Here is a 24783-nt window from a genome sequence, read left to right as displayed (position 1 = left end):
GATGAACCCCTCCACTCAGCCTTCCGAGGGGGCGGGTGGATCAAGATCAAGAGCTGCAGGCGAGCTAACGCTCGGCCTGATGAGTGGTGAGAAGCATGGGTGTACGCCGATCTGCTTTGCTCTGCTCTTCTGTGGGAGCGAGCTTGCTCGCGATGGCGGCCTGCCAGCCGACCAATTTCTTTCGAATGTACCCAGTCCAACTGTGGGAGCGGGCTTGCCCGCGAAGGCGGTCTGACAGCCGACCAATCTCTCGCAGGCATACCCGGATCAACTGTGGGAGCGAGCCTGCTCGCGAAGACGGCCTGCAAGCTGACCGAAATCTTGCTGATGTACTGAGTACCTGTGGGAGCGAGCTTGCTCGCGAGGGCATGCCGAGCCTAGGCGAGGCACCGAATGTCAGGGGCAAGAGCGTTTGGTTACTTTGCGCTTTTCAAAGTGACCCGCTGTAAGAGCGGAACCCTAAGCGGCCGTTACCGCAGAAACGGATAGGTACACCCTCAAAAATCCATGCCGCCTGACACAAAGCCATCGCGAGCAAGCTCGCTCCCACAGTGATCTTCAGTGGCCACAAGTCTCGAGTAAAACAGGGAGCTCAATGTGGGTCTGCCCGCGAAGACGGCCTGCCAGCAAGCACATCCCTTTCAGATACACCCCCAGAGACCAGTTCCGCAATCCCACATGGTCCGTTTGAGGGATGCCCGCCGCTTTGCGCATTGTTTGAATGCCAGCGTAGGGGCACTACACCCGCCCCGTTGCACGCGCGCCCCGGCGGATGGGGTGAACAAAGGAGAACAATAAAATGCTCAACCAAGACCTGATTCGCCAGCGTCTGAGCCAACGTGCCCGTGAGTTGGTGCCGATCCTGCGTGAACGCGCCCTGAATGCCGCGCAAGCCGGGCAGTTGCCTGAAGAAACCCTGAAGGATTTCCACGATGCCGGGTTCTTTCGCATCCTGCAACCCTCCCGTTGGGAAGGCTATGAGCTGGAGCCCAAGGATTTCTTCGACGTGCAGATGACCCTGGCCGAAGGCTGCATGTCCTCGGCCTGGGTGCTGGGGGTGGTGGCGATCCATAACTGGCAGCTGGCGCTGTTCGACGACCGCGCCGCGCAAGATGTCTGGGGTAGCGATTCCAGTGTGCTGATCTCGTCTTCCTATATGCCGGTGGGCAAGGTTGAGCGAGTCGACGGTGGTTTCAAGTTGAGCGGCCGTTGGGGCTTTTCTTCCGGCAGCAAGCATTGCGACTGGGCATTCCTCGGTGCGCTGGTGCCGGCGGAAGAGGCGGGCGGGGCGCCGGATTATCGGACGTTCCTGGTGCCGCGCAGTGACTACCAGATTCTCGACAACTGGAATGTCATGGGCCTGGAAGCCACCGGCTCCCACGACATTCTGGTGGAGAACGCCTTCGTTCCCGAGTACCGCACCCATCGCGCGCTCGACGGTTTCATGCAGAACAGTCCGGGCAACTCGGTGAACACTGCGCCCTTGTTCCGCCTGCCGTTCGGGCAGATTTTCGTGCGTGCGGTGTCGTCGTCCGCCATCGGTGCCCTGCAAGGTGCGGTGGATCAGTTTGTCGAGCACAACCGCGCTCGGGTCGGAGTCAATGACGGTCGCAAGATGGTCCAGGACCCGGCCGCGCAATCGTCGCTGGCCAATGCCATGGTCTGCGTCGACGAGTGCAAGACCGTGCTGCATCGCAACTTTGCCTTGATGCTGGGGCGCGCGCAAAAGGGTGAGCCGTTGAGCATGCCCGAGCGGGTGAAGATGCGTTACGACTCGGCGCTGGTGGCCGACAAGTGCGCCAAGGCGGTTGGCGACCTGATGTTCAACAGCGGTGCCTCGACGATCTTCCGCAGTCATGCGATCAACCGTGCCTTCCGCGACATTCACACCGGTCGCGCCCACGTCGCCAACAGCCCGGCCAAGTACGCCTGGAATCTGGGAGGCGTGAGCATGGGGCAGGACAGCAGCGACTTTTTCCTCTGATGCTTCCCTACAGCTCTTTTTCTATGAAACGGGCTAGTCCGTTTGCGTGATTCGAGCGCCCCGTCGATGCACGAGCATTGGCGGTAAGGCGAAGGTCTACGGCGCCGACTGCGCATCCAAATAAGCACAAGGATCAACCATGAAATTTTCCCTGATTTACGAAGCCCAGACGGTGGACTCCAGCCGCGAAGGCGACCGCAAGATTTTCCAAGACACGGTCGAGCAGGCCGTCCTCGCCGACAAGCTCGGCTTCGACACTTTCTGGTGTGTAGAGCACACGGCGCTGAGCAACTACTCGCACATGTCCGCGCCGGAAACCATGCTGGCTTTCGTGGCCGGTAAAACCGAGCGCATCGGCATCGGCCACGGCGTGGTCTGCCTGCCTCCGGCAATGAACCACCCGGTGAAAGTCGCCGAGCGCATCGCCACCCTCGACCTGCTGTCCAAGGGCCGTGTGCACTTCGGCGTGGGCAAGGGCGGCACCCAGCAGGAAGCCGGCACCTTCGGCTACGACCTGGCGACCTTGCAGCCGCAGATCGACGAGATGATGTACCTGATCCCGAAGATGTTCGTGCAGGACGAGATCGAGCACAACGGCGACTTCGTGCAGATCCCCAAGCGCCCGATCCATCCAAAGCCGTATCAGGACCCGCACCCGCCGATGTACCTGGCGTGCACCAACACCGAGTCGCTGAAGAATGCCGGCGGTCGTGGCATGGGGGCGCTGGTGCTGGGCTTCGGTGGCCCGGAAGAAATCGCCAAGAAGGTCGAGGTGTATCACACGGCCTACGACAACCGCGATGAGAAGAAGCAAGTGGGCTTCCGCCCTAACCGGCACATCGCCGCGCTGTGCCCGGCCATCGTGCTGGACGACAACGAAGAAGCGCGCCGCATCGGTATCCGTGGCCAGCGTTACTTCATGGAGTCCCTGGGCTACTGGTACGGCGGTGGCGAGCGTCCGGATCCTGAGAAGTGGAAGGACGACACCTTCGTCGACGGCAACGGCCAGAGCGTGATCAAGTCGCGCTTCGCCTCCGAAGAAGTCAGCGTCGACTTCTCCGACCCGACCATGGCGATGATGAACCCGAACCACGCCTACGGCACCGTCGAGGATTGCATCGGCTACGTGCAACGCCTGATCGACGCCGGCGCCGACGAGATCCTGTTCATCTGCCAGATGGGCACCGTGCCGCAGTGGGCGCAGCTCGAGACGCTGAAGAACATTGGCGAGAAGGTGATTCCGCACTTCCGCAAGGGCTGAAAGTTGACGCTAAAGGCGTGAACACCGCATCCCCCTGTGGGAGCGAGCTTGCTCGCGATAGCGGTCTTACATTCAGCATCGATGTTGACTGGTGTGGCCCCATCGCGAGCAAGCTCGCTCCCACAGTTGATCGCATTTCAGGCCTGGCACGGACGTCAGGCCAACTTTCCAACGGGTCCCCAAGGCCCGTTTTTTTATGCCTGCCGAATAAGATTGAACACCACATACCCCTTGTAGGAGCGAGCCTGCTCGCGATAAACCGGAGAACGCCGCGTGGTGTCAGACTTGCAGCGTTATCGTTGACGACCATCGCGAGCAGGCTCGCTCCTACAGGTTATTGCGCAAGTTCGCGTTACCGATTTGGCCTTTAAACGTGGGCTGTTTAACGGCTGTCAGTGTTACTTGATGAAAGCTACAACGCCTTGCGTCGTTGCCTACAGGTACGCCAGAATCCGCCGGCTTGTGCGCCTTGGGGCCGCTCGGTAACTTGATTCGTGTCACTGCCCATCAGTGATCGGGTTTAGTCGCCCGTGGTCAATCGAAGCGCATTTGCATCCAGACAGTCAGGTCATTTCATGCCTGCACTTTATGGTAGCTGTGCGCAGGGCGCCTTCGGGCGCGCCGGTTTCGATTCTCCCCGGTCGACTAACCTGCGTACAGCTGCCACCTCTCGTTTAGTCGCAAGTCGGTGACGGCTCCACATTATTGGAGAGTCGTAAATGTTCAAGGTAACGCCCAATCCGCCGGACACCGATCCGGCATCCCCATACGAACCCGATTCAAAAAAACTCAACGAAGCCGCCGAGCGAGCCCTCGCTTCCCACTTCCCCTCGACCGCCGACATCAAGGCCACCCCTCGAACAATCAGCACGCTGTTCAGCGTCGACCCAGAGGCCACGACCGAAACCCTGGTGGTCTATCTGGTCGAGACGTTGGCCTCGGTGGATGTGATGGTGCATCAACTGGTGGATCATCTGGAGGGCGGAGACCGCAATGCCCTTCTGGGCATTTCCAACAGCGTCATGCTCGCCGAAATCACCGCGAACCGCGTGCTCGATCAAATCGAACCGGTCGCATAAACCCGCCACACCATTGCCCCCTGTGGGAGCGGGCTTGCTCGCGAAGAGGCCCGTACATTCAACATCTATGTTGACTGACACACCGCCTTCGCGAGCAAGCCCGCTCCCACAGTTTATTGCGTGAACCCCATCAAATCCGCTAGTCCCATCGGACGATGTTGCCCCTCCCCGAACCCGTTTGAATAGGCCTTACATAAAGTCTCCCCCGGCAGTCGCCGAAGGGCGGCACCGCCTGAGTAAAACGAGGAGTGCATCCATGGATATCCGCGGTCTGGGTTACGTCACCCTGTTATCCAGCGACCTGGCGCAATGGCGCCACTACGCAAGCCAGGTGCTGGGCATGATGGTCAGCGGCGACGATGAGCTTTTGTACCTGAAAATGGACGAGCGTCATTACCGCGTGCTGGTGCAGAACAGTGCCGAGAACGGTTTCGGTGCCTGCGGCTGGGAAGTGGCCGGCAAAGCGGCCCTGGAACAGGCGGTCAGCGAGCTGCAACAGGCCGACGTGCAAGTGACTCGTGGCACCGCCGCCGAGGCCGAGCTGCGCAAGGTTCAGGAACTGGTGCACTTCAGCGATCCGGATGGCAATCGTCACGAAATTTTCTGGGGCCCGCTGCAGGACTTCGCCCGTTTCGTTTCGCCGGTGGGCGTCAAAGGTTTTGTCACCAACGACCTCGGCATGGGCCACGTGGTGCTGCCAGCACCCGCCTTCGAACGCTGCCGCGACTTCTACGAACAGGTGATGGGTTTCGGCCTGTCGGACCTGATGAAAGTCCGCTTCACCCCGGACCCGGCCGAGCCGCAAAAGCGCATCCACTTCCTGCATTGCAACAACGGCCGCCACCACTCGCTGGCGATTTTCGAGTGCCCGATGCCCCACGGTTGCGTGCACATGATGGTCGAGGTCAACGCGCTGGACGAAGTCGGCCGCGCCCTGGATCGCGTCCACGCCAACGGCGTGAAGCTGTCGGCCACCCTCGGCCAGCACACCAACGACCAGATGATTTCTTTCTACATCAAGACCCCGTCCGGGTTTGACCTGGAGTACGGCTGCGATGGCCTGGTGGTCGACTGGGACCGCCACACGCCGTTCGAAAGCACCGTGGTCAGTCACTGGGGCCACGACTTCAGTGTCGGTCGCCAATGAGGAACATGACGATGGACAAGCAAATGACCACCGCCGAGATCGTCGGCCAACTGCGTGACGGCATGACCATCGGTATCGGTGGCTGGGGGCCGCGCCGCAAGCCGATGGCGCTGGTGCGCGAAATCCTGCGCTCGGACCTCAAGGACCTGACTGTGGTCGCCTATGGTGGCGCCGATGTCGGCATGCTCTGCGCGGCCGGCAAGATCAAGAAACTGGTGTTCGCCTTCGTCTCCCTGGATTTCATTCCGCTGGAGCCGTACTTCCGCAAGGCGCGCCAGGAAGCAGCGCTGGACGTGATGGAAATCGACGAAGGCATGCTACTGCTCGGCCTGCGGGCGGCGGCGATGAATGTGCCGTTCATTCCGACCGCCGTGGGCCTGGGCACCGACGTGCTGCGCCACAACCGCCAGATCAAGTTGATCGCCTCACCCTACGCCGATGGCAAGGACTGGGTGGCGATGCCGGCGCTCAAGCTCGACGCGGCGCTGGTGCATGTCGACCGTGCCGACAAACGCGGTGTGTGCCAGATCAGCGGCCCGGATCACTACATGGACGACCTGTTCGTGCGGGCCGCGACCCACAGCTACGTGACCTGCGATGAACTGGTCGACAGCGACTACTTCCATCATGACAGCGCCCATGCCCATCAGGTGTTCTGGGAACGCAACCTGACCACCGCCGTGGCCCACGTGCCGGGCGGTGCACATCCGTCGTCCTGCGCGCCGCTGTACGGTTTCGATGTCGCGCACTTCAAGGCCTACAACGCCACGGTGCAGGCCGCCGATGGCTGGGAGGGCTACGTGCGCGATTACGTCGACTGCACCCACGAACAGTACCTGGACAAGGTTGGCGGCCTGGCTGCGATCCGTGAACTGCCGTTGCCGATTTTCTAAGGAAGCCTTCCGATGAGCACTACTGATTACAGCCTCGCTGAGTTGATGATTTGCGCCGCGTCCGAAGCCTGGCGCGAAGACGGCGAAGTGTTGGCCACCGGCATCGGCGTGATCCCGCGTCTGGCGGCATCCTTGGCCATGCTGACCAGCAACCCGCAACTGCTGATGACCGACTCCGAAGCCTACATGGTCGCCGAACCGGTGCCTTTGGGCGCACGCAAGGGCTACGAGCCCAAGCGCGACAGCTGGATGGGCTTTTCGCGAATTTTCGACAACGTCTGGGGCGGCAAGCGCCATGCACTGGTCGGCCCGACCCAGATCGACCGCTTTGGCCAGGCGAACATTTCCTGCATCGGCGACTACGCCAAGCCCAAGGCACAGATGCTCGGTGTGCGCGGCTTCCCCGGCAACTCGATCAGCCACGCCAACTCGTTTTGCGTGCCAAGCCACAACCGTCGGGTGTTCGTCGAAGGCGAGGTCGATATGGTCGCCTCGGTCGGCTACAACCCGGCCCGCCTGGCGCGCGGCTGGAGGCTGGACGACATCGATATCCGCCTGATCATCACCGACCTGTGCGTCCTGGATTTCCTCGGCCCGCAACGGCAGATGCGCATCCGTTCGCTGCATCCCGGCGTGACGGCGGCACAGGTCCAGGACAACACGGGCTTCGAGTTGAACGTGCCGGACGACTGCCCGACCACTGCGGCCCCGACCACCGAGCAATTGCAACTGATCCAGCGTCTGGACCCGCACAACCTGCGCGCCCTGCAGCTAAAAGACAACCCGCCAGGCCAGCGCTGAGCGCCCGCGTTTTCGGAGACAAGTGATGGCTGAACATAACGACAAGAACGAGGCCGAAGTGGTCCTGTACGAAGTGCGCGATGCGGTGGCAATCGTCACCATGAACCGCCCCGAGTACCACAACGCACAGAACTCGCAGATGACCTATGCGCTGGACGCGGCGTTTCGCCGGGCCTGCGATGACGATGAAGTGAAGGTCATCGTGTTGCGCGGCGCGGGCAAGCATTTCTCCGCCGGGCATGACATCGGCACCCCGGGCCGCGACGTCGACAAGAGCTTCGATCGCGCCAGCCTGTGGTACGACCATGTGAACAAACCGGGTGGCGAGTTTCTCTATGCCCGCGAGCAGGAAGTCTACCTGGGCATGTGCCGGCGCTGGCGCGAGATGCCCAAACCGACCATCGCCATGGTCCAGGGCGCATGCATTGCCGGAGGGCTGATGCTGGCCTGGGTCTGTGACCTGATCGTCGCCAGCGAGGATTCGTACTTCGCCGATCCGGTGGTGCGCATGGGCATTCCCGGGGTCGAGTATTTCGCCCACGTGCATGAATTGAACCCGCGCATCGCCAAGGAATTCCTGTTCCTCGGCGAGCGCATGCCGGCACCGCGCGCCTATCAGATGGGCATGCTCAATCGGGTTGTGCCGCGCGACGAGCTGGAACAACAGACCCTCGACATCGCCGGGCGCATCGCGCAGATGCCGCGTCTGGGCCTGCAACTGAGCAAGCAAGCGGTGAACAACGCCGAAGACCTGATGGGCAAGCGCGCGACCATGGACATGGTGTTCGGCCTGCATCACTTCGCCCACGCCCACAACGAACTGGTGTCCGGTGACCGCCTCGGCGGCTACGACGCCAAGGCCATGGCCAGTTCGCAACGCAAAACGAGCGGGGCGTGAGCATGGCGATTTCGTTGAATACCCGCCTGACCGAGCTGCTCGGTTGCCGCTACCCGATCATCCAGACTGCCATGGGCTGGGTCGCCGACCCGAAGCTGGTGGCGGCCACGGGCAATGCCGGTGGTTTCGGTTTTCTCGCCGGGGCGACCATCGAACCGCAGCAGATGGAAGCGGCGATCCTCGAAACCCGGCGCCTGACCGATCAGCCGTTCGGCGTGAACTTCCACATGTACCAGGCCAATGCCGGCGAGATCGTCGAGCTGGTGTTGCGCCACAAAGTCCGTGCGGTCAGCTACAGCCGTTCGCCGGGCAAGCAAATGATCAGCCGCCTGAAAGATGCCGGCGTGGTGTGCATTCCCACGGTCGGCGCGCTCAAGCATGCGCAGAAAGCCGTGGAAATGGGCGCCGATGCGGTGACGGTACAGGGCGGCGAGGGCGGTGGGCACACCGGTTCCGTGCCGACCTTGATGCTGCTCGATCAAGTGGTCAACGCAGTCTCAGTGCCGGTGGTGGCGGCGGGCGGCTTCAAGGACGGTAAGGGGCTGGTTTCTGCATTGGCCTACGGTGCCGAAGGCATCGCCATGGGCACGCGTTTTCTGATGTGCGCCGACAGCCCGGTGCCGCAGGCGACGTTGGCGCGTTACCTGGCGGTCAAGGACCCGGCGGCGATCATCATCAGCCGCGCCATCGACGGCATGCCGCAACGGATGATCCGCAACGAGTTGCTCGACCAGCTGGAAAACAGCGGCGGTCTCAAGCGCCTGTTGCTGGCCTTGCAGAGTGGTCTGGCCTACCGCCGCCACACCGGCATGAGCCTGACGCAACTGCTGACCAGCGCGCTGAAGATGCGCGGTGCCGGAGAGCTGACCGCCGCGCAAAGCATCATGGCCGCCAACGCGCCGATGGTGATCCAGAAAGCCATGGTCGACGGGCAACCGGCCGCGGGCGTGCTGCCCGCCGGGCAGATCGCCGCATCCATCGACAGCTTGCCCAGCTGCGCCCAATTGATTGAACAGATCGTCCGCGACGCCGAAGCGCGCCTGGGCGAGCTGTGCCGCCGTGTGTCGTAAGGGGCCATGCATTGTGAAGGAAGGAAACCATGAAACCATTTAGCGTCAGCATCGATAACGGCATTGCCGAACTGGTGTTCAACCGGCCACCGGTCAACGCCTTCAACAACCAGGGCTGGGCAGATATCGCCAGCGAGATCGAGGGGCTGGGCCGCAACAACGACGTGCGGGTGATCGTGATTCATGCCGAAGGTCGCGGCTTCTGCGCCGGGGTCGATATCAAGGAACTCGCTGCCGACGGCAACCTGATCGTCGCGGTGAACAAGGGCAACTACGACAGCTTCAAGGCCATCCACCGCAACCCGAAACCGGTGATCGTGGCCGTGCACGGCTTCGTGCTGGGCGGCGGCATCGGCATCTGCGGCGCTGCCGACATCATTGTCGCGTCCGAGTGCGCCACCTTCGGCGTGCCGGAAGTGGATCGCGGGGCCATGGGCGGCGGCGCACATTTGCAGCGCCTGTTTCCGGTGCAGAAAGTCCGCCACATGTACTTCACCGGCGAGCCGATCGACGCCGCCGAGGCTTACCGTCTGGGCGCCGTGGAACGGGTGGTCAAGCGTGAAGACTTGCGCGAAACCGCGTTGCAGATCGCCCGTACCATCGCCGCCAAGAGCCCGGGCATGATCAGCCTGGCCAAGGAAGCGCTGACCGGCATCGAAGACGGCAATCTGGAAGACAAATACCGCTGGGAGCAGGGCTTCACCCTCGAAGCCTACCGCTCACTGGACTCTCAGGAAGCACGCGACTCGTTCGTCGAGAAACGCGATGCCCGATTCAACGGCTGAAGGCATATCCATGGACCTGACTTATACCCCGGCCCAGCAGGCCTTTCGTGCCGAGGCGCGAACCTGGCTGGCGGCCAATGTACCGAGTGAACCGCTGCAATCGTTCGACACCGAACAGGGCTTTGCCGAGCACCGCGCCTGGGAAGCCAAGCTCAACGAAGGCCGTTGGGGCATGGTCACCTGGCCGACCGAACTCGGCGGGCGCGGCTGCGACCTGATCGAATGGCTGATTTTCGAAGAGGAATACTACCGTTCCGGGGCGCCGGCACGGGTCAACCAGAACGGTATCTTCCTGCTCGGTCCGACCCTGATGGAGTACGGCAGCGAAGAACAAAAGGCACGGTTTCTGCCGCGCATGGCCACCGGCGAAGACATCTGGGCCCAGGCCTGGTCCGAACCGGGTGCCGGTTCCGACATGGCGGCGATCCGCTCCAAGGCGGAACGGGTGGGTGACCACTATGTGATCAATGGCCAGAAGACCTGGTCGACCCGCGCGGTGTGGGCCGATTGGGTGTTCGGTATTTTCCGTACCGATCCACAGTCCCAGCGCCATCACGGCCTGACTTTCATCCTGCTGCCGTTGAATACACCGGGCATCACCGTGCGCCCGATTCCGCAGCTCAACGGCTTGCCCGGATTTGCAGAGATCTTCTTCGACGACGTCAAGGTGCCGGTGGAAAACGCCCTCGGCGGCGAAGGCATGGGTTGGCACGTGGCGATGTCCACCGCCGGTTTCGAGCGCGGTTTGTTGCTGCGCTCGCCGGCGCGTTTCCAGGAAACCGCCAAGCGTCTGGTGCAGCTGTACCTGGCCAACCGCGAGCAGGCCGACCGCGATCCGGCCATCGGTGAGGCGGTGATGCGCGCCTGGCTCGATGCCGAGGCCTACACCCTGAGCACCTACATGACCGCCTCGCAACTGGTGCAGGGCGGCAAGATCGGGCCGGAGTCGTCGACCAACAAGATCTTCTGGTCCGAACTCGACCAGCGCATGCACGACACCGCCATGAGCATTCTTGGCCTGCGTGGCGAGCTGCTGCCGCACGCCCCGGCCGCCGGTGACGTCGGCCATTGGCTGGACGGTTTCCTGTTTGCCCAGGCCGGGCCGATCTACGCCGGCACCAACGAGATCCAGCGCAACATCATTGCCGAACGCATGCTCGGCATGCCGCGTGCCTGAGGAATAGACCATGGACTTTAGTTTCAGCCGCGACCAACTGCTGTTTCAGGACAACGTCCGCAGCTTCCTGATCAACGAAGTCACCCCGGAACGCATTCGCGAACTGTGGCAGAGCGACAGCGGGCGCAGTGAGCGGCTCTGGGCGCAACTGGTGGAACTGGGCCTGACCGCACTGACCGTGCCCGAGGCGCAGGACGGCATGGGCATGAATGAATTGGATTTCGTGCTGATTGCCCAGGAATGCGGTTATGCCGGTCTGCCCGAACCGCTGGTGGACACCATGCTGGTGGGCGTGCCGTTGCTCGCCGCCCTCGATGAGCAACACGCGACGTTCAAGCAATACTGGTTGGCGCGGGTCGCCGAGGGCAGTGCACGTCTGGCCGTTTCTGAACCGGGTAACCCGCTGGTCAGCGATGCCCATGTTGCCGATCTGCTGTTGCTAACCCATGGCGATGAAGTGCATGCACTGGAGCGCGACGCCGTGTGCCTGACCCGCAATGAGTCGGTCGACCCGAGCCGTCAACTGTTCCAGGTCGAATGGACGCCGACTTCCGCTACTTGCGTGGCCAGCGGCGAACAAGGAAGGCAACTGTGGGCAGCCGCCTTCAACCGTGGCGCCCTCGCCAGCGCAGCGCAATTGCTCGGGCTGGCCAAACGCATGGTCGACCTGGCGGTGGACTACACCTTCGAGCGCAAGCAGTTCGGCAAGCCGGTCGGCTCGTTCCAGGCGGTCAAGCATTTGATGGCCAACGTCGCGGTGCAGATCGAGTTCGCCAAAGGCCCGCTGTACCGCGCCGCTTATGCGCTGGCCGAGCAGCAACCGGGGCAGGACGTGCTGGTGTCCCACGCCAAGCTGGCAACGGCGGAAGCGGCCATGCTGGCGGCGAAGAACACCATCCAGGCCCACGGCGCCATGGGTTACACCTGGGAAGTCGACCTGCATCTGTTCATGAAACGCGCCTGGGCGCTGGACAAGGTCTGGGGCGATCGCGGTCGTCACAAAGGACGGATTCGCGCGGCGTTGTTCGACGGCAACCCGGCGCTGGGTGCGGGCAGTATGTTTTAACCCGTCAGTAAGAGTGACGCCCCCCCCTGTGGGAGCGAGCTTGCTCGCGATGGCGGTGCGTCAGATGGCATCAATGTCGGATGTGTCGGCCTCATCGCGAGCAAGCTCGCTCCCACAGGTTTTTCGGCGCTCTCAATACCAGATTTCAATTTCTTCACCGAGGTAGACCATGCCTGAAGCCTATATCGTCGACGCCCTGCGCACGCCCACCGGGCGGCGCAAGGGTGGTTTGAGCCAGATCCACGCCGCCGACCTGGGCGCCCACGTATTACGCGCGCTGGTCGAGCGCAATGACATACCCGACGAGGATTACGACGATGTGATCTTCGGCTGTGTCGACACCATTGGCCCGCTGGCCGGTGACATCGCCCGCACCAGTTGGCTGGCGGCCGGCCTGTCGCAATCGGTGCCGGGCACCACCATCGATCGCCAGTGCGGTTCGTCCCAGCAAGCGGTGCACTTCGCCGCCCAGGCGGTGATGAGTGGCACCCAGGACGTGGTCATCGCCGGTGGCGTGCAGACCATGACCCAGATCCCGATTTCCTCGGCGATGATCGTTGCCGAGCCCTTGGGCTTCACCGATCCGTTCAGCGGCTCCGAAGGCTGGGTGCGGCGCTACGGCGCGCAACCACCGACGCAGTTCCGTTCGGCGCAGATGATCGCCGAAAAGTGGGACCTTTCCCGGGCGCAGCTCGAAGCCTATTCGCTGGAGTCCCACCGACGGGCCTTGCAGGCCATCGAGCAAGGCCGCTTCAATCGCGAGATCGTGCCGTTGGCCGGTGTGCTGCATGACGAAACGCCGCGCCAGACCAGCCTGGAAAAAATGGCCGAGCTGGAATTCCTGTTCGGCTGCGACAGGGTCACCGCTGCGGTGTCGAGCCAGACCTGCGACGCGGCCAGCGCGATGCTGATCGTCTCGGAGGCGGCGCTCAAGCGTTACGGCCTGACGCCACGGGCCCGCATCCATCACCTGAGCGTGCGCGCCGAAGACCCGATCTGGATGCTCACCGCGCCGATCCCGGCCACCGCCTACGCGCTCAAGCGTGCCGGCATGAAGCTCGAAGACATCGACCGGGTGGAGATCAACGAAGCCTTCGCTTCGGTGGCCATGGCCTGGTTGAAAGAGACCGGCTATCCGCACGAACAGACCAACGTCAACGGCGGTGCAATTGCCCTCGGTCATCCGCTGGGCGCTACCGGCACCCGTTTGATGTGCAGCCTGCTGCATGAACTGGAGCGCAGCGGCGGACGCTTCGGTATGCAGACCATGTGCGAAGGCGGTGGGCAGGCCAATGTGACGATTATCGAACGCTTGTAAACCAGGATGTACACCGATCCTGTAGGAGCGAGCCTGCTCGCGATGGACTCAAGAACGACGCGGTTATTCAGATACCCCGCGTATTCGTTAACGACCATCGCGAGCAGGCTCGCTCCTACAGGAAATTGTGGCGAGTAGTGATGAATTTGAAGGATTTAGAACATGAAAATCTGTGAAAACCGCGTCGTGATCATCACCGGCGCCGGCGGTGGTCTGGGCCGGGCCTACGCGATGGCGTTCGCTGCCGAAGGCGCGAAAGTGGTGGTCAACGACATCAACCACGAAGCGGCCCTGGCCGTGGTCGGCGAAATCCTCGGCCAGGGCGGCAGTGCCGTGGCCAACAGCGACGACATCACCCGCTACGACTCGGCAGGGCTGATCGTACGCCAGGCCATCGAAACCTTTGGCGACCTGAACGTGGTGGTCAACAACGCCGGCATCTGCCGCGACCGCATGTTCGCCAGCCTCAGCGAATCCGACTGGGACGCCGTGGTGGCCGTGCACCTCAAGGGCCACTTCTGCATTTCCAGCCACGCCGTGAAGTACTGGCGTGAGCAGGCCAAGGGCGGCGCCAAGGTCGATGCGCGGATCATCAACACCAGTTCCGGCGCCGGTTTGCAGGGTTCCATCGGCCAGTCCAACTACGCGGCGGCCAAGGGCGGTATTGCCTCGCTGACGCTGGTGCAGGCGGCTGAACTGCGTCGTTACGGGATCACCGCCAACGCCCTGGCGCCGGCCGCGCGGACCGGGATGACCGAGCAGGTGTTCGCCGACACCATGAAAAAGCCTGAAGAGGGCTTCGATTACTTCGCCCCGGAAAACGTCGCGCCGCTGGTGGTGTGGCTGGGTTCCGAGGCGTCCGCCGAGGTGACGGGGCAGATGTTCGAAGTCGAGGGCGGCAAGTTGTCGATCGCCGATGGCTGGCGCCGTGGCCCGCAACTGGATCGGCAGGGCCGCTGGGCGGTTGGCGAGATGGGCGATGCCGTCGCGCAACTGCTGACGCAAGCGGTCCCGGCGGCCAAAGTGTACGGCAGCTGAAAAAGACCGGTCTCAGATGGGCGGCGCACGGCTATAATCGGCCAAAATCGAACCCCTGTGGGAGCGAGCTTGCTCCGGGCGGCGTTCCGACGATGGACTCCAGCGCGATGCGTGTATTCAGACAGAACGCGTTATCGTTCACGTCCATCGCGAGCAAGCTCGCTCCCACAGGTTTCCCGCGATCTTCCCGTCATCACACGAGACCTGCCATGACCATTTCCCTGTACGACGCTTCCGTGCCTGTTTTCCAGCAAATGCTCAACGCCCTGAGCGATGTACTGAAAAAGGCCGAGGCTCACGCCACCGAAAAAAACATCGACCCTAACGCCTTCCTGCAAGCGCGCCTGTTCCCGGACATGTTCCCGCTGGTGCGCCAGGTGCAGATCGCCGTTGATTTCGCCAAGGGTGTTTCTTCGCGCCTGGCCGAAGTTGAAGTGCCGAAGTACGACGACACCGAAACCACTTTCGCCGAACTGCAAGCGCTGCTGAGCAAAGTTCTGGCTTACATCGGCGAGTTCACGCCGGAGCAGATCAACGGCAAGGAAGGCATCGAGATCGTCACCCGTCCGGGCACGCCGAAAGAGAAGCGCTTCAGTGGCCAAGCCTACCTGCTGACCTACGGCCTGCCGCAGTTCTTCTTCCACGTCACCACCACTTACGCACTGCTGCGCCACAATGGCGTGGAAGTGGGCAAGCGCGACTACATGGGCGCGTTCTAAACCGCCCAGGTACAAAAAAGCCCGCCAAGGTTCACGCCTTGGCGGGCTTTTTCATACACGCATATGTTTCAAATACACCGCTGACCCTGTGGGAGCGGGCTTGCCCGCGATGGCGGTGTAACCTTCAACATTGATGTTGACTGACCCACCGCTATCGCGAGCAAGCTCGCTCCCACAGGGATTTGTGTCAGGCCAGGCGTTCTGTTTTTGCCTCTTCACCCAGGCAAGCCGCCGCGGTGAACAGCACATCGGTGGACGAGTTCAGCGCGGTTTCCGCCGAGTCCTGCAACACGCCGATGATGAAACCGACCGCCACCACCTGCATGGCGATTTCGCTCGGGATGCCGAACAGGCTGCAGGCCAGCGGAATCAGCAACAGCGAACCACCGGCTACACCCGAAGCGCCGCAGGCGCAGATCGCCGCGACCACGCTCAGCAGGATCGCGGTCGGAATGTCCACGGTGATGCCCAGGGTGTGCACGGCCGCCAGGGTCAGCACGGTGATGGTGATCGCCGCACCCGCCATGTTGATGGTCGCACCCAGCGGGATCGATACCGAGTAGGTGTCTTCGTGCAGGCCCAGGCGCTTGCTCAGTTCCAGGTTGACTGGAATGTTCGCCGCCGAACTGCGGGTGAAGAAGGCGGTGATGCCGCTTTCGCGCAGGCAGGTCAGCACCAGCGGGTACGGGTTGCGGCGCAGTTTCCAGAACACGATGATCGGATTCATCACCAGTGCCACGAACAGCATGCAGCCCAGCAGCACGGCCAGCAGGTGCGCGTAGCCGATCAAGGCGCCGAAGCCTGAGGTGGCGAGGGTCGAGGCCACCAGGCCGAAGATGCCCAGCGGAGCGAAGCTGATCACCAGGCGCACGATCACGGTCACGCCGTTGGACAGGTCGCCCAGCACTTCACGGGTGGTGTCGCCGGCATGGCGGATGGCGATGCCCATGCCGATGGCCCACGCCAGAATGCCGATGAAATTGGCGTTCATCAGGGCGCTGACCGGATTGTCGACCACGCTCAGCAACAGGCTTTGCAGCACTTCGCCAATCCCGCCCGGTGCAGTGACTGCAACGTCCTGGGTCGACAGCACCAGGCTCGACGGGAACGTCATGCTGGCAACCACCGCGACCACGGCGGCGGCGAAAGTGCCCAGCAGATACAGGAACAGAATCGGCCGGATGTGGGTTTCCTGGCCGTGCTTGTGGTTGGCAATCGACGCCATGACCAGCACGAACACCAGAATCGGCGCGACGGCTTTCAGCGCGGAGACAAACACTTTGCCGATGAACGCCGTGGATTTGGCCACGTCGGGGGCAAACAGGGCCAGGGCAATACCGGCGATCAGGCCGATCACGATCTGCGTGACCAGGCTCAAGCGTTTAAGGCGGTGCAATAGAGAAGGGGATGAAGCAGTCATAAAACAGCATCTCTGATTTTTTATTAATGCATGGTTTCGCAGGTTTGCGGCAACAAACAGGGCAGGCCGCAGGCAGGAAACCGAGAAGGAAACACAGGGCTAATGCCAGCGTTGATTCCTGTGGCGAGGGAGCTTGCTCCCGCTGGACTGCGCAGCAGGCCCATTTTTTGGGGCCGCTTTGCTGCCCAGCGGGAGCAAGCTCCCTCGCCACGGGTTCAGTGTCTCGACTAACCGATCGGACACTAACCACAGGGTGTACTTTTTTCAGGGCGCGGACTTTATCACAGCGCAGGTACGATCCTTCAGACCTGTGACGAACTGGCCTTGGTCTTCAACGCGAATTGCAGGTTCGTGCAACCGCATCCGAAAACACTCTGTTAAGATTCGCCATCCTCATTTTCATGTCTGCCAGTGGGCCTTCGGGCTATCGCTGGTGTCGTCGTTTTCTGGAGTTGTGCATGCGGTTGTTGCCCATTCTTCTGTTGTCTGCCGCCGGTTTCACGGTGCTGACCACGGAATTCATCATCGTTGGCCTGTTGCCGGCGATCGCCAGGGACCTGGAGGTCAGCATCCCGCAGGCCGGTTTGCTGGTGACCTTGTTCGCTTTCACCGTGGCCGCGTTCGGGCCGTTCCTCACGGCCTGGTTCGCCCGCTTCGAACGGCGCAAGCTGTTCATCTCGGTGCTGATCCTGTTTGGCCTGGCCAATACGCTGGCGGCGCTGGCGCCGAACATCTGGGTGATGGCGTTTGCCCGGTTGATTCCGGCGCTGGGGCTGCCGGTGTTCTGGGCGCTGGCCAGCGAGACGGCGGTGGACATCGTCGGGCCGGATTACGCCGGTCGCGCCATCGCCAAGATCGGTTTCGGCATTGTCTGCGCCACGGTGTTCGGCATTCCGGTGGGCACGCTGATTTCCGATGCGTTCGGCTGGCGCAGTGCCTTTGCGATTCTGGCGGTCATCGCCTTTGCCAAGGCGTTGCTGCTGTTTATCTACTTGCCCAGGACCAATCTGCACCAGCATCAGGTGAGCTTCCTGTCGCAGTTCAAGATCCTGCGCAGCCCGCTGATGCTCGGTCATGTGCTGTTGTCGGTGATCGTGTTCAGCGGCATGTTCACGGCCTATACCTATCTGGCCGACATCCTCGAGCGTCTGGCCGGCTTCAACGGCACCGTGGTCGGCTGGTGCCTGATGGGCTTCGGCGCGGTCGGGTTGATCGGTAACTCCCTGGGCGGCCGGGCGGTGGATCGGAATCCGCTGATGGCGTCGATGATGTTCTGCGCGTTCATGATTGCCGGCCTGGTGGCGCTGGTGCCGAACATCCATTCGCCGCTCGGTCTGGCGGCGGCGATGGGCATCTGGGGTGTGACTCAGGCGGCGTTGTTCCTGGTCAGCCATGTGCGCCTGATGAAAGCCGCGCCCGAAGCGCCGGCATTTGCCGCGTCGCTGAACATCGCCGGGGCCAACCTCGGCATCGGCCTGGGCGCGATGATCGGTGGCCGGGTGATCGACAGCGTCGGTCTGCAAGGCCTTGGCTTTGCCGCCGCCGCTTTCATTCTGGCTTCGATCCTGCTGGCCATCGCTCTGATGACGTTCAAGCCGCGCGAAGCGGTTACAGCGCTGTAAACAGCTCGCGTCGGGCACCTTCGGTAATGGCGACAATGCCGGGGTGCTTGACCTTGCGCTCCACTGAGATGGCATAGAACGACTCGCTCACCGCGTCGGTCTGGCCGATCACTTGCACGCCATACTGGCGTTGCACTTCATCGGCAATCACGCTCGGGCCGATGAAGATCCCGCTGCCGGATTGGCCGAAGGCCTGCATCAGGGCGCTATCGTCGAACTCGCCGACAATCTGCGGCTGGATCTGCTGCTCGGCGAACCAGCGCTGCAAACGGCTGCGCACCACGGTTTCCGGACCGGGAATCAGCAGCGGCGCACCGTGCAGGTTGCGCGGGAAGTCCTGACCGAAGCGTGCCGCCAGCTCAGGGGTGGCGAAGAAGCTGATTCCGCACTCACCCAGTTTCTGGCTGTAGCCCTTGATGTCCAGGTGCGACGGCATCGGGCTGTCGGAGATCACCAGGTCCAGGCGCTGGATCGCCAGGTCGGCCAACAAACGTTCAAGCTTGTCCTCGCGGCAGGTGATGCGCAGCGGTTCGCTCAGCTCCATTGTCGGGGCGATCAGGCGATAGACGATGGACTTGGGCACCACGTCGGCCACGCCGACGCGAAACAGAATCTGCTGTTCATTGGGTTGTGCCCGCAGCATCAGTTCCAGTTCGCCACCCAGCTGGAACATTTGCTCGGCGTAGGGCAGTGCCTGGCGTCCGGCCTCGGTCAGTTCGAGTTGCCGTCCGACCCGCCGAAACAACTCGATGCCAAACGTCTGTTCCAGCAATGAAATCTGCCCGCTGATGGTTTGCGGCGTGAGATTCAGCTGTTCGCAGGCGCGCACGATGCTGCCGGTCTTGGCCACCACCCAGAAGTAATGCAGTTGTCGGTAATTGAGCATGGCGATCTACAGTTCGTAAAAAACGAAGTATAACCGGTAAAAATACGAATTTTCCTGAAGTGTTTGCTTCCCTAGAATGCATCGCTATCAACGGGCCATCGTTTCGGTCCCGTTCGTTCTATCGAGGGAAGCATCATGAAAATTAAAGCCACGGCGCTGTTGATCACATCTTTACTGGTATTGGCCGGTTGCGACCAGGCCGAGAAAAGCGCTCAACAGTTGATGGGCAAGGCCGCCGAAAGCGCCAAACAGGCGATTGACGATACCCACAAGGCTGCCGAACAGGCACTCAACGATGCCTCCAGCGGGTTGCTCAGCAAAAAAGAATCATCGGAAAAAGAATCGGAAAAAACCGAATCTTCCTCCCAGGAAATCTAAACCGTATTACAACGAGTCAGGACTGACCCATGGACTACCTTTTACAACTTGCCGCCAGCCCCACTGCCTGGGTTGCCCTGGCCACCCTGGTGGTGATGGAAATCGTGCTCGGCATCGATAACCTGATCTTCATCTCGATCCTGACCAACAAGCTGCCCGAGCAACACCGACAGAAGGCGCGGCGCATCGGTATCGGCATGGCGCTGATCCTGCGATTGGGCCTGCTGAGCACCATCGCGTTCATCGTCCAGTTGACCGCTCCGGTGATCGAGATTCTCGGCCACGCGTTTTCCTGGAAGGACATGATCCTGATCGCCGGTGGTCTGTTCCTGTTGTGGAAGGCGACCACCGAGATCCATCACAGCATGGACCCGGCGCCGGATGATCCGACGTCGAAGACATCCACCGTGACCTTGGGCTTTGCTGCGGCGATCGGCCAGATCCTGATGCTGGACATGGTGTTCTCCATCGACAGCATCATTACCGCTGTCGGCATGACCGAGCATTTGCCGATCATGATCATCGCGGTGGTGGTGTCGGTGCTGGTGATGCTGTTTGCGGCTGATCCGCTGGCCAAGTTCATCAACGACAACCCGACGGTGGTGATGCTGGCCCTGGGCTTCCTGATCATGATCGGCATGACCCTGATTGCCGAAGGCTTCGGCGCCCATGTACCGAAAGGCTACGTTTATGCGGCCATGGCATTCTCGGCTTCGATCGAGGTGTTGAACATGATGTCCCGCCGGGCCAGGCAGAAGCAGGTCAACGCTGACGCTTGACGGTAGATGAATACGAAACGGCCGCCTGAACCCAGGCGGCCGTTTTCGTTTGTGTGAGGAAAGTCAGTGAGCGTTGGCGTGTTGGCTTCGCGTCTGGTCCGCCTCTGGCACCGTGACGGGGGGGGCAGGGTGATGGTGGCGGCGAGTGATGCGCAGCACGCCCCACAGCATGGCGGTGGCTACTGCCAGCCAGCTGCCAATCAACATCGCAATGATCATGGTCAGGCTCATTTGTGCCTCCTCTTTGCCCTGCTGCGGGCACACGCGCTTCGCTGTCGTCTCTTTAGCAATCAGTCTAGCCCTTGATGCATTTCAGACTATTGACCGAAAGTCGGCAGTCACCAACCAGTTCGCTCTATCGAATGCACTCGACTACCGTTTAGAGCTATACCCGGGCAGCGCGGCGACCTATGATCGACGACCGAGCCGGGGATGGGGTTGCCTGGCGTCTGAACCTGAACAAGAGAGAGCTGATGGTGCGGGTATTTTCTCGAATTTTGTCGGCCATGTTGATGGCCGGTTGCGTGGCAAGTCTGGCGGGCTGCGCCGGGAGTGTTGCGCCCGAGATCAAGCGTTTGCCGGAGCGTGTCGAGCTCAGCGGCCGATTCTACCGGGGCGATGCGTATCAAAGCGGGCCGCAGGTGCTGGCCAGCATGCTGTCCCAGCAGGGCATCGTGATTACTCCAGGCCTGCTCGAAAAGCCCTTGCATTTGCCGGGGGGCGAAGCGCAGTTGCAACAGAACATGCAGAACCTGGCCCGCGAGTACGGGATGGTGGTTTATCCCCTCGACAGCAACCTTGCTGCCTTGTTGACGCAGGTCGCCGCCGGTTTTCCGGTGATGGTGCGCTTCACCGAGGGCTCGGCGATGTGGGCCGAGCCGCGTTACGCCATTCTGGCCGGCTACAACCGCCAGAAGCAGACGGTCCTTTTGCGCGCAGGGATGGATCGCCGCGAACTGATGAGCTTCAGTGCCTTCGTGTCGGCCTTCAAGGACGCCGGTGGCTGGGCCGTGCTGATCCAGAATCCGACGCAAATCCCGGCTCAGGTCGATCACCAGCGTTGGCTCAAGGCTGCCAACGATCTGGCTCAGGCCGGTCAGGAGCAGGCTGCCGCGAAGGCTAAAAAGGCCTTGGCCGCCCACTAAGTCCGTTGGTCACCCGGCGGGCACCATCGCTCGCCGCCAGCCTCTGATCTTCAAGGGCCCGGATCATTGTTCCAGGCCGAGATCAGGAGGCACCCATGGCTCACTCCACAACGCCCGTCGGTCCGCACTCGTCTGAACATTCCTCTGGCGATGAGCTGGGTTTCGATCCCGATTCCCCGGACCTTGCCGACCCTCAGGTCGACCCGATCGGGCCCGCCAAGGCACCGAGGGATGTAAAGCCGGGTGACAACCCCAAGGCTCCGGCCAAGCCCTACGATCCACTGGGTGATCTGAAGCATTAGGTCCAATGGAGGTGTGTATGTCTACCGATTCCAGTTTCGACGACAAACGTCCTGAAACAGTCCCCACGACTCCCGAGCAAAGCACTGACCCGGTGATGGATCCGGACAGCCCGTTGCGCGATCCCCTGGCGCGGCCAACAGTGGTGCCCACTGAAAAGCCGAAGGGTTGGAGAGATCCAAGTACCGGCGACGGCATCCCGGATGATGACCAGATGCCGCTGCCCAACGACTGAATAGCCGGTAAAAAAAGCCCCGAGTGATCGGGGCTTTTTCATGTGTCTTCAGCAAGGTTACTTCGACGCTTCAACCACGCCGGTCTGCCGCTGCTTGAGGTTCTTGTCTGCCTTGTACTGCAAGGCTACGGAAGGCACGTCCGCGCTCTTTCCGCTCTCCACCCAGTTACGCATGCGCGTGGCATCGGCAAAGTGGGTGTACTTGCCATAGGCGTCAAGGATCACCAGGGCCACCGGGCGGTTGCTCATTCGGGTCACCAGCACCAGGCAGTGGCCTGCTTCGTTGGTGAAACCGGTTTTTGTCAGCTGGATGTCCCAGTCCGGCTTGCGGACCAAATGGTCGGTGTTGCGGAAACCCAGGCTGTAGTTCGGTTTACGGAACGAAACGGTCTTTTCCTTGGTTGTACTCAGCTCGGTCAGCAACGGGTACTTGTGCGCGGCGATCAACAGCTTGCTCAGGTCGCGAGCAGTGGACACGTTGCGCGGGGAGAGACCGGTTGGTTCGACGAAATGCGTGTTGGTCATGCCCAGTGCCCGGGCCTTGGCGTTCATGGCCGCGATGAACGCGGCATAGCCGCCCGGATAGTGGTGCGCCAGAGTCGCGGCGGCGCGGTTTTCCGAGGACATCAGGGCAATCAGCAGCATTTCCCGGCGCGGCAGCTCGCTGCGCAGCTTGACCCGGGAGTACACGCCTTTCATTTCCGGTGTGTCGCTGATGTTGACGTCGATGAATTCGTCCATGTTCTGCCGGGATTCAACCACGACCAGACCGGTCATCAACTTGCTGACGGAAGCGATCGGCACCACCACGTCAGGATTGCTGGCATAGATGACTTTGTTGGTCTGCATGTCCAGCAGCAGGGAGCTGCCGGAAGCAAGCTTGAGTGTCTTCGTATCTCGCGGCGCTGCGGTGGTCTCGTCAGCACTGGCGAGGGGCGTGAGGAAAGTCCCTGTTACTGCAAAAAATAGGCTCAGGATGGAAAGACGGATTTTCACGCTGGCAGACTCACAAAGTGTTGATAAGCCGTTTTGTAACGGGCTATTTCTTAAAAAGCGCGACATTCTGGAGTATGGCTGAATAACTGTCGATGGTTGTTCAAACAACAGGCGAAAGTCCTGAGAAACATGAAAAAAATGTCATTTTCCGTCGGGTGGTCGAGCGTGTTTTGCAGGCAAAAAAAACCCCGCCAAGGGCGGGGCTCTTCGATTCGCTGTCAGCGTCTGCGGTGAAACTCAGCTGTGCAGGGTTTCAGCGGCGTACAGGGTGTTTTCCAGCAGGCAGGCACGGGTCATCGGGCCAACGCCGCCCGGCACCGGAGTGATCCAGCCGGCACGGGGCAGGGCGGTTTCATAGATCACGTCACCGACCAGCTTGCCATCGTCCTGGCGGTTGATGCCGACATCGATCACGATCGCGCCTTCCTTGATCCATTCGCCCTTGACCAGGCCTGGCTTGCCGGCGGCGACGACGACCAGGTCCGCACGGCCGACATGCCCGGCCAGGTCCTTGGTAAAGCGGTGGGTGACCGTCACGGTGCAACCGGCCAGCAGCAACTCCATCGCCATCGGGCGGCCAACGATATTGGACGCACCGACGACCACGGCATTCATCCCGTAAAGATCGACCCCGGTGCTTTCCAGCAGGGTCATGATGCCTTTGGGGGTGCATGGGCGCAGCAGCGGGATACGCTGGGCCAGGCGACCGACGTTATAAGGATGGAAGCCGTCGACGTCTTTGTCCGGACGAATACGTTCCAGCAGTCTGGAGGCGTCCAGGTGTTCGGGAAGCGGAAGCTGGAGCAGAACGCCGTCGATCGCAGGATCGTCGTTCAGGCGATCGATCAGCTCGGTCAGCGCTTCCTGAGTGGTTTCGGAAGGCAGGTCATAAGCTTGGGACAGAAAGCCGACCTCTTCACAGTCTTTACGCTTGTGCGAGACATAAACCTGAGAGGCAGGATCGCTACCGACCAGGATCACCGCGAGGCCGGGCGTGCGCAGGCCTTGCAGGCGACGCTCGGTAACACGTTGGGCGATCTGCTGGCGCAGGCTGGCGGCGATCGATTTGCCGTCGATTAGTTGTGCAGTCATTGCGCGTGATTAACCATCGAGAGGGGAAAAAAAGAGAACGCATTCTCGCATGTCATGCGGTGAGGGCAAAGGCGCTTGGTCTGCAAATTCCCCTAACTCCTTTAATTAAATGAATTTTTTTTAAAAAGGATTTGACGACCTTCGGGTGGCTCTATACTATTCGTCGCACTTGTCGGGCACAGCCTAGCACTGGTTAAGAAGGTTGAGCAGGATTACGGTTCTGCGAGACTGGAAAGCACTTAGTTTGTAGTCCTCCAAGGGTACAGCTAACAAGGCGCCCGTAGCTCAGCTGGATAGAGCATCCGCCTTCTAAGCGGATGGTCGCAGGTTCGAGTCCTGCCGGGTGCGCCATTAGGCAGCTTTGGCACAAGTAACGCGATATGGTGGGCGTAGCTCAGTTGGTAGAGCACGGGATTGTGACTCCCGTTGTCGTGGGTTCGATCCCCATCGTCCACCCCATATTTCGAAAGGCGCCAGATTAACAGTCTGGCGCCTTTGCTTTAACGGCTTCATCCGCGGATGTGGTGGAATTGGTAGACACACTGGATTTAGGTTCCAGCGCCGCGAGGCGTAAGAGTTCGAGTCTCTTCATCCGCACCAAATAAAGCTTCAATCAGGCTGTTGGCCTGGCTGGAACTTAATAAAGAAGTTGTTTGGCTTCTTTAACAGGCAATATGGTGGGCGTAGCTCAGTT

The 24783-nt window shown here is 61.3% G+C and carries 25 protein-coding genes and 3 tRNA genes; 23 read left to right on the top strand and 5 right to left on the bottom strand.

Features of this window, described 5'->3' with window-relative positions:
• Positions 1-799 precede the first annotated feature (799 nt).
• The 14 genes from PMI26_RS08265 to PMI26_RS08330 all read left to right on the top strand — a co-directional run bounded on the left by PMI26_RS08265 (position 800) and on the right by PMI26_RS08330 (position 15236).
• A complete protein-coding gene (locus PMI26_RS08265) occupies positions 800-1984 on the top strand; it encodes an acyl-CoA dehydrogenase (RefSeq protein ID WP_007977172.1) in 1185 nt (394 codons plus the stop codon).
• Between the two features lie 139 nt (positions 1985-2123).
• Positions 2124-3245 carry an LLM class flavin-dependent oxidoreductase gene (locus PMI26_RS08270; RefSeq protein ID WP_007977170.1) on the top strand — a complete coding sequence of 374 codons (1122 nt, stop codon included), beginning with the start codon at positions 2124-2126 and terminating at the stop codon, positions 3243-3245.
• A 719-nt stretch (positions 3246-3964) separates the two neighbouring features.
• Positions 3965-4324 carry a DUF6124 family protein gene (locus PMI26_RS08275; RefSeq protein WP_007977168.1) on the top strand — a complete coding sequence of 120 codons (360 nt, stop codon included), beginning with the start codon at positions 3965-3967 and terminating at the stop codon, positions 4322-4324.
• A 256-nt stretch (positions 4325-4580) separates the two neighbouring features.
• Positions 4581-5471, top strand: a complete 891-nt coding sequence (locus PMI26_RS08280; RefSeq protein ID WP_007977166.1) for a VOC family protein — start codon at positions 4581-4583, stop codon at positions 5469-5471.
• 11 nt (positions 5472-5482) lie between these two features.
• Positions 5483-6364, top strand: a complete 882-nt coding sequence (locus PMI26_RS08285; protein ID WP_007977164.1) for a CoA transferase subunit A — start codon at positions 5483-5485, stop codon at positions 6362-6364.
• A gap of 12 nt (positions 6365-6376) precedes the next feature.
• On the top strand, positions 6377-7165 hold the full coding sequence (locus PMI26_RS08290) for an acyl CoA--acetate/3-ketoacid CoA transferase subunit beta (RefSeq protein ID WP_007977162.1): 789 nt from the start codon (positions 6377-6379) through the stop codon (positions 7163-7165).
• Positions 7166-7190: 25 nt separating this feature from the next.
• Positions 7191-8063, top strand: a complete 873-nt coding sequence (locus PMI26_RS08295) for an enoyl-CoA hydratase (RefSeq protein ID WP_007977161.1) — start codon at positions 7191-7193, stop codon at positions 8061-8063.
• A gap of 2 nt (positions 8064-8065) precedes the next feature.
• Positions 8066-9133: an NAD(P)H-dependent flavin oxidoreductase gene (locus PMI26_RS08300; protein ID WP_007977159.1), complete on the top strand. Its 1068-nt coding sequence runs from the start codon at positions 8066-8068 to the stop codon at positions 9131-9133.
• 29 nt (positions 9134-9162) lie between these two features.
• Positions 9163-9918, top strand: coding sequence for an enoyl-CoA hydratase family protein (locus PMI26_RS08305; protein WP_007977158.1), 756 nt, complete (start codon positions 9163-9165; stop codon positions 9916-9918).
• A gap of 10 nt (positions 9919-9928) precedes the next feature.
• Complete coding sequence (locus PMI26_RS08310; RefSeq protein ID WP_007977151.1) at positions 9929-11095, top strand: acyl-CoA dehydrogenase family protein; 1167 nt, start codon at positions 9929-9931, stop codon at positions 11093-11095.
• Positions 11096-11105: 10 nt separating this feature from the next.
• Complete coding sequence (locus tag PMI26_RS08315) at positions 11106-12161, top strand: acyl-CoA dehydrogenase family protein (RefSeq protein WP_007977149.1); 1056 nt, start codon at positions 11106-11108, stop codon at positions 12159-12161.
• A 169-nt stretch (positions 12162-12330) separates the two neighbouring features.
• Complete coding sequence (locus PMI26_RS08320; RefSeq protein ID WP_007977147.1) at positions 12331-13479, top strand: acetyl-CoA C-acetyltransferase; 1149 nt, start codon at positions 12331-12333, stop codon at positions 13477-13479.
• Between the two features lie 162 nt (positions 13480-13641).
• Complete coding sequence (locus tag PMI26_RS08325; protein WP_007977146.1) at positions 13642-14517, top strand: SDR family oxidoreductase; 876 nt, start codon at positions 13642-13644, stop codon at positions 14515-14517.
• A 209-nt stretch (positions 14518-14726) separates the two neighbouring features.
• Entirely contained in the window at positions 14727-15236 is a 510-nt protein-coding gene (locus tag PMI26_RS08330) for a DUF1993 domain-containing protein (protein ID WP_007977144.1), read from the top strand.
• A gap of 187 nt (positions 15237-15423) precedes the next feature.
• On the opposite strand, the gene sstT is transcribed toward PMI26_RS08330, so the two are convergent.
• Positions 15424-16656: a serine/threonine transporter SstT gene (gene sstT, locus PMI26_RS08335; RefSeq protein WP_007977143.1), complete on the bottom strand. Its 1233-nt coding sequence runs from the start codon at positions 16654-16656 to the stop codon at positions 15424-15426.
• Positions 16657-17114: 458 nt separating this feature from the next.
• Between sstT and PMI26_RS08340 the strand changes: the two genes are divergently transcribed.
• On the top strand, positions 17115-18278 hold the full coding sequence (locus PMI26_RS08340) for an MFS transporter (protein WP_007977141.1): 1164 nt from the start codon (positions 17115-17117) through the stop codon (positions 18276-18278).
• Here the strand turns inward: PMI26_RS08340 and nhaR are convergent.
• Positions 18265-19164 carry a transcriptional activator NhaR gene (gene nhaR, locus PMI26_RS08345; protein ID WP_007977140.1) on the bottom strand — a complete coding sequence of 300 codons (900 nt, stop codon included), beginning with the start codon at positions 19162-19164 and terminating at the stop codon, positions 18265-18267. The two genes, PMI26_RS08340 and nhaR, sit on opposite strands and share 14 nt — an antisense overlap.
• Positions 19165-19299: 135 nt before the next feature.
• On the opposite strand from nhaR, the gene PMI26_RS08350 reads away from it, so the two are divergent.
• Positions 19300-19542, top strand: coding sequence for a hypothetical protein (locus PMI26_RS08350; protein ID WP_007977138.1), 243 nt, complete (start codon positions 19300-19302; stop codon positions 19540-19542).
• Between the two features lie 29 nt (positions 19543-19571).
• Entirely contained in the window at positions 19572-20321 is a 750-nt protein-coding gene (locus PMI26_RS08355) for a TerC family protein (RefSeq protein WP_007977136.1), read from the top strand.
• 63 nt (positions 20322-20384) lie between these two features.
• On the opposite strand, the gene PMI26_RS31655 is transcribed toward PMI26_RS08355, so the two are convergent.
• Positions 20385-20552 carry a hypothetical protein gene (locus PMI26_RS31655; RefSeq protein WP_007977134.1) on the bottom strand — a complete coding sequence of 56 codons (168 nt, stop codon included), beginning with the start codon at positions 20550-20552 and terminating at the stop codon, positions 20385-20387.
• Between the two features lie 179 nt (positions 20553-20731).
• Between PMI26_RS31655 and PMI26_RS08360 the strand changes: the two genes are divergently transcribed.
• From PMI26_RS08360 to PMI26_RS08365, 3 genes are all read left to right on the top strand, one after another.
• Complete coding sequence (locus tag PMI26_RS08360) at positions 20732-21466, top strand: peptidase C39 family protein (protein WP_007977131.1); 735 nt, start codon at positions 20732-20734, stop codon at positions 21464-21466.
• 95 nt (positions 21467-21561) lie between these two features.
• Positions 21562-21768: a DUF6021 family protein gene (locus tag PMI26_RS30825; RefSeq protein ID WP_007977129.1), complete on the top strand. Its 207-nt coding sequence runs from the start codon at positions 21562-21564 to the stop codon at positions 21766-21768.
• A 17-nt stretch (positions 21769-21785) separates the two neighbouring features.
• The gene (locus PMI26_RS08365; RefSeq protein WP_007977127.1) at positions 21786-22001 is read left to right on the top strand and encodes a hypothetical protein; all 216 of its coding nucleotides are present in this window, start codon (positions 21786-21788) and stop codon (positions 21999-22001) included.
• Between the two features lie 57 nt (positions 22002-22058).
• Here PMI26_RS08365 and pbpG read toward each other — a convergent pair whose 3' ends face one another.
• Together pbpG and folD are read right to left on the bottom strand one after the other, a co-directional pair.
• Positions 22059-22997: a D-alanyl-D-alanine endopeptidase gene (gene pbpG / locus PMI26_RS08370; protein ID WP_007977125.1), complete on the bottom strand. Its 939-nt coding sequence runs from the start codon at positions 22995-22997 to the stop codon at positions 22059-22061.
• A 237-nt stretch (positions 22998-23234) separates the two neighbouring features.
• Entirely contained in the window at positions 23235-24089 is an 855-nt protein-coding gene (gene folD, locus PMI26_RS08375; protein WP_007977124.1) for a bifunctional methylenetetrahydrofolate dehydrogenase/methenyltetrahydrofolate cyclohydrolase FolD, read from the bottom strand.
• 274 nt (positions 24090-24363) lie between these two features.
• On the opposite strand from folD, the gene PMI26_RS08380 reads away from it, so the two are divergent.
• The 3 genes from PMI26_RS08380 (at position 24364) to PMI26_RS08390 (ending at position 24689) form a co-directional block, all read left to right on the top strand.
• A tRNA-Arg gene (locus PMI26_RS08380) sits at positions 24364-24440 on the top strand.
• A 32-nt stretch (positions 24441-24472) separates the two neighbouring features.
• A tRNA-His gene (locus PMI26_RS08385) sits at positions 24473-24548 on the top strand.
• A 56-nt stretch (positions 24549-24604) separates the two neighbouring features.
• Positions 24605-24689: transfer RNA gene (locus tag PMI26_RS08390), tRNA-Leu, on the top strand.
• Positions 24690-24783 lie beyond the last annotated feature (94 nt).

This window comes from Pseudomonas sp. GM33, assembly GCF_000282295.1.
In the GTDB taxonomy this organism is placed as follows: Bacteria; Pseudomonadota; Gammaproteobacteria; order Pseudomonadales; family Pseudomonadaceae; genus Aquipseudomonas; species Aquipseudomonas laurylsulfatiphila.
This window is presented reverse-complemented; position numbering and strand designations above follow the sequence as displayed.

Excerpts from the sequence above, each read along its gene's own strand:
- PMI26_RS08270 (WP_007977170.1), top strand. The coding sequence starts at position 2,124 with ATGAAATTTTCCCTGATTTACGAAGCCCAGACGGTGGACTCCAGCCGC.
- PMI26_RS08310 (WP_007977151.1), top strand. The coding sequence starts at position 9,929 with ATGGACCTGACTTATACCCCGGCCCAGCAGGCCTTTCGTGCCGAGGCG.
- PMI26_RS08290 (WP_007977162.1), top strand. The coding sequence starts at position 6,377 with ATGAGCACTACTGATTACAGCCTCGCTGAGTTGATGATTTGCGCCGCG.
- PMI26_RS08330 (WP_007977144.1), top strand. The coding sequence starts at position 14,727 with ATGACCATTTCCCTGTACGACGCTTCCGTGCCTGTTTTCCAGCAAATG.
- PMI26_RS30825 (WP_007977129.1), top strand. The coding sequence starts at position 21,562 with ATGGCTCACTCCACAACGCCCGTCGGTCCGCACTCGTCTGAACATTCC.
- PMI26_RS08325 (WP_007977146.1), top strand. The coding sequence starts at position 13,642 with ATGAAAATCTGTGAAAACCGCGTCGTGATCATCACCGGCGCCGGCGGT.
- PMI26_RS08340 (WP_007977141.1), top strand. The coding sequence starts at position 17,115 with ATGCGGTTGTTGCCCATTCTTCTGTTGTCTGCCGCCGGTTTCACGGTG.
- PMI26_RS08320 (WP_007977147.1), top strand. The coding sequence starts at position 12,331 with ATGCCTGAAGCCTATATCGTCGACGCCCTGCGCACGCCCACCGGGCGG.
- PMI26_RS08275 (WP_007977168.1), top strand. The coding sequence starts at position 3,965 with ATGTTCAAGGTAACGCCCAATCCGCCGGACACCGATCCGGCATCCCCA.
- PMI26_RS08280 (WP_007977166.1), top strand. The coding sequence starts at position 4,581 with ATGGATATCCGCGGTCTGGGTTACGTCACCCTGTTATCCAGCGACCTG.
- PMI26_RS08355 (WP_007977136.1), top strand. The coding sequence starts at position 19,572 with ATGGACTACCTTTTACAACTTGCCGCCAGCCCCACTGCCTGGGTTGCC.
- PMI26_RS08365 (WP_007977127.1), top strand. The coding sequence starts at position 21,786 with ATGTCTACCGATTCCAGTTTCGACGACAAACGTCCTGAAACAGTCCCC.
- PMI26_RS08315 (WP_007977149.1), top strand. The coding sequence starts at position 11,106 with ATGGACTTTAGTTTCAGCCGCGACCAACTGCTGTTTCAGGACAACGTC.
- PMI26_RS08265 (WP_007977172.1), top strand. The coding sequence starts at position 800 with ATGCTCAACCAAGACCTGATTCGCCAGCGTCTGAGCCAACGTGCCCGT.
- PMI26_RS08350 (WP_007977138.1), top strand. The coding sequence starts at position 19,300 with ATGAAAATTAAAGCCACGGCGCTGTTGATCACATCTTTACTGGTATTG.
- PMI26_RS08295 (WP_007977161.1), top strand. The coding sequence starts at position 7,191 with ATGGCTGAACATAACGACAAGAACGAGGCCGAAGTGGTCCTGTACGAA.
- PMI26_RS31655 (WP_007977134.1), bottom strand. The coding sequence starts at position 20,552 with ATGAGCCTGACCATGATCATTGCGATGTTGATTGGCAGCTGGCTGGCA.
- sstT (WP_007977143.1), bottom strand. The coding sequence starts at position 16,656 with ATGACTGCTTCATCCCCTTCTCTATTGCACCGCCTTAAACGCTTGAGC.
- PMI26_RS08305 (WP_007977158.1), top strand. The coding sequence starts at position 9,163 with ATGAAACCATTTAGCGTCAGCATCGATAACGGCATTGCCGAACTGGTG.
- folD (WP_007977124.1), bottom strand. The coding sequence starts at position 24,089 with ATGACTGCACAACTAATCGACGGCAAATCGATCGCCGCCAGCCTGCGC.
- PMI26_RS08360 (WP_007977131.1), top strand. The coding sequence starts at position 20,732 with ATGATCGACGACCGAGCCGGGGATGGGGTTGCCTGGCGTCTGAACCTG.
- nhaR (WP_007977140.1), bottom strand. The coding sequence starts at position 19,164 with ATGCTCAATTACCGACAACTGCATTACTTCTGGGTGGTGGCCAAGACC.
- PMI26_RS08300 (WP_007977159.1), top strand. The coding sequence starts at position 8,066 with ATGGCGATTTCGTTGAATACCCGCCTGACCGAGCTGCTCGGTTGCCGC.
- PMI26_RS08285 (WP_007977164.1), top strand. The coding sequence starts at position 5,483 with ATGGACAAGCAAATGACCACCGCCGAGATCGTCGGCCAACTGCGTGAC.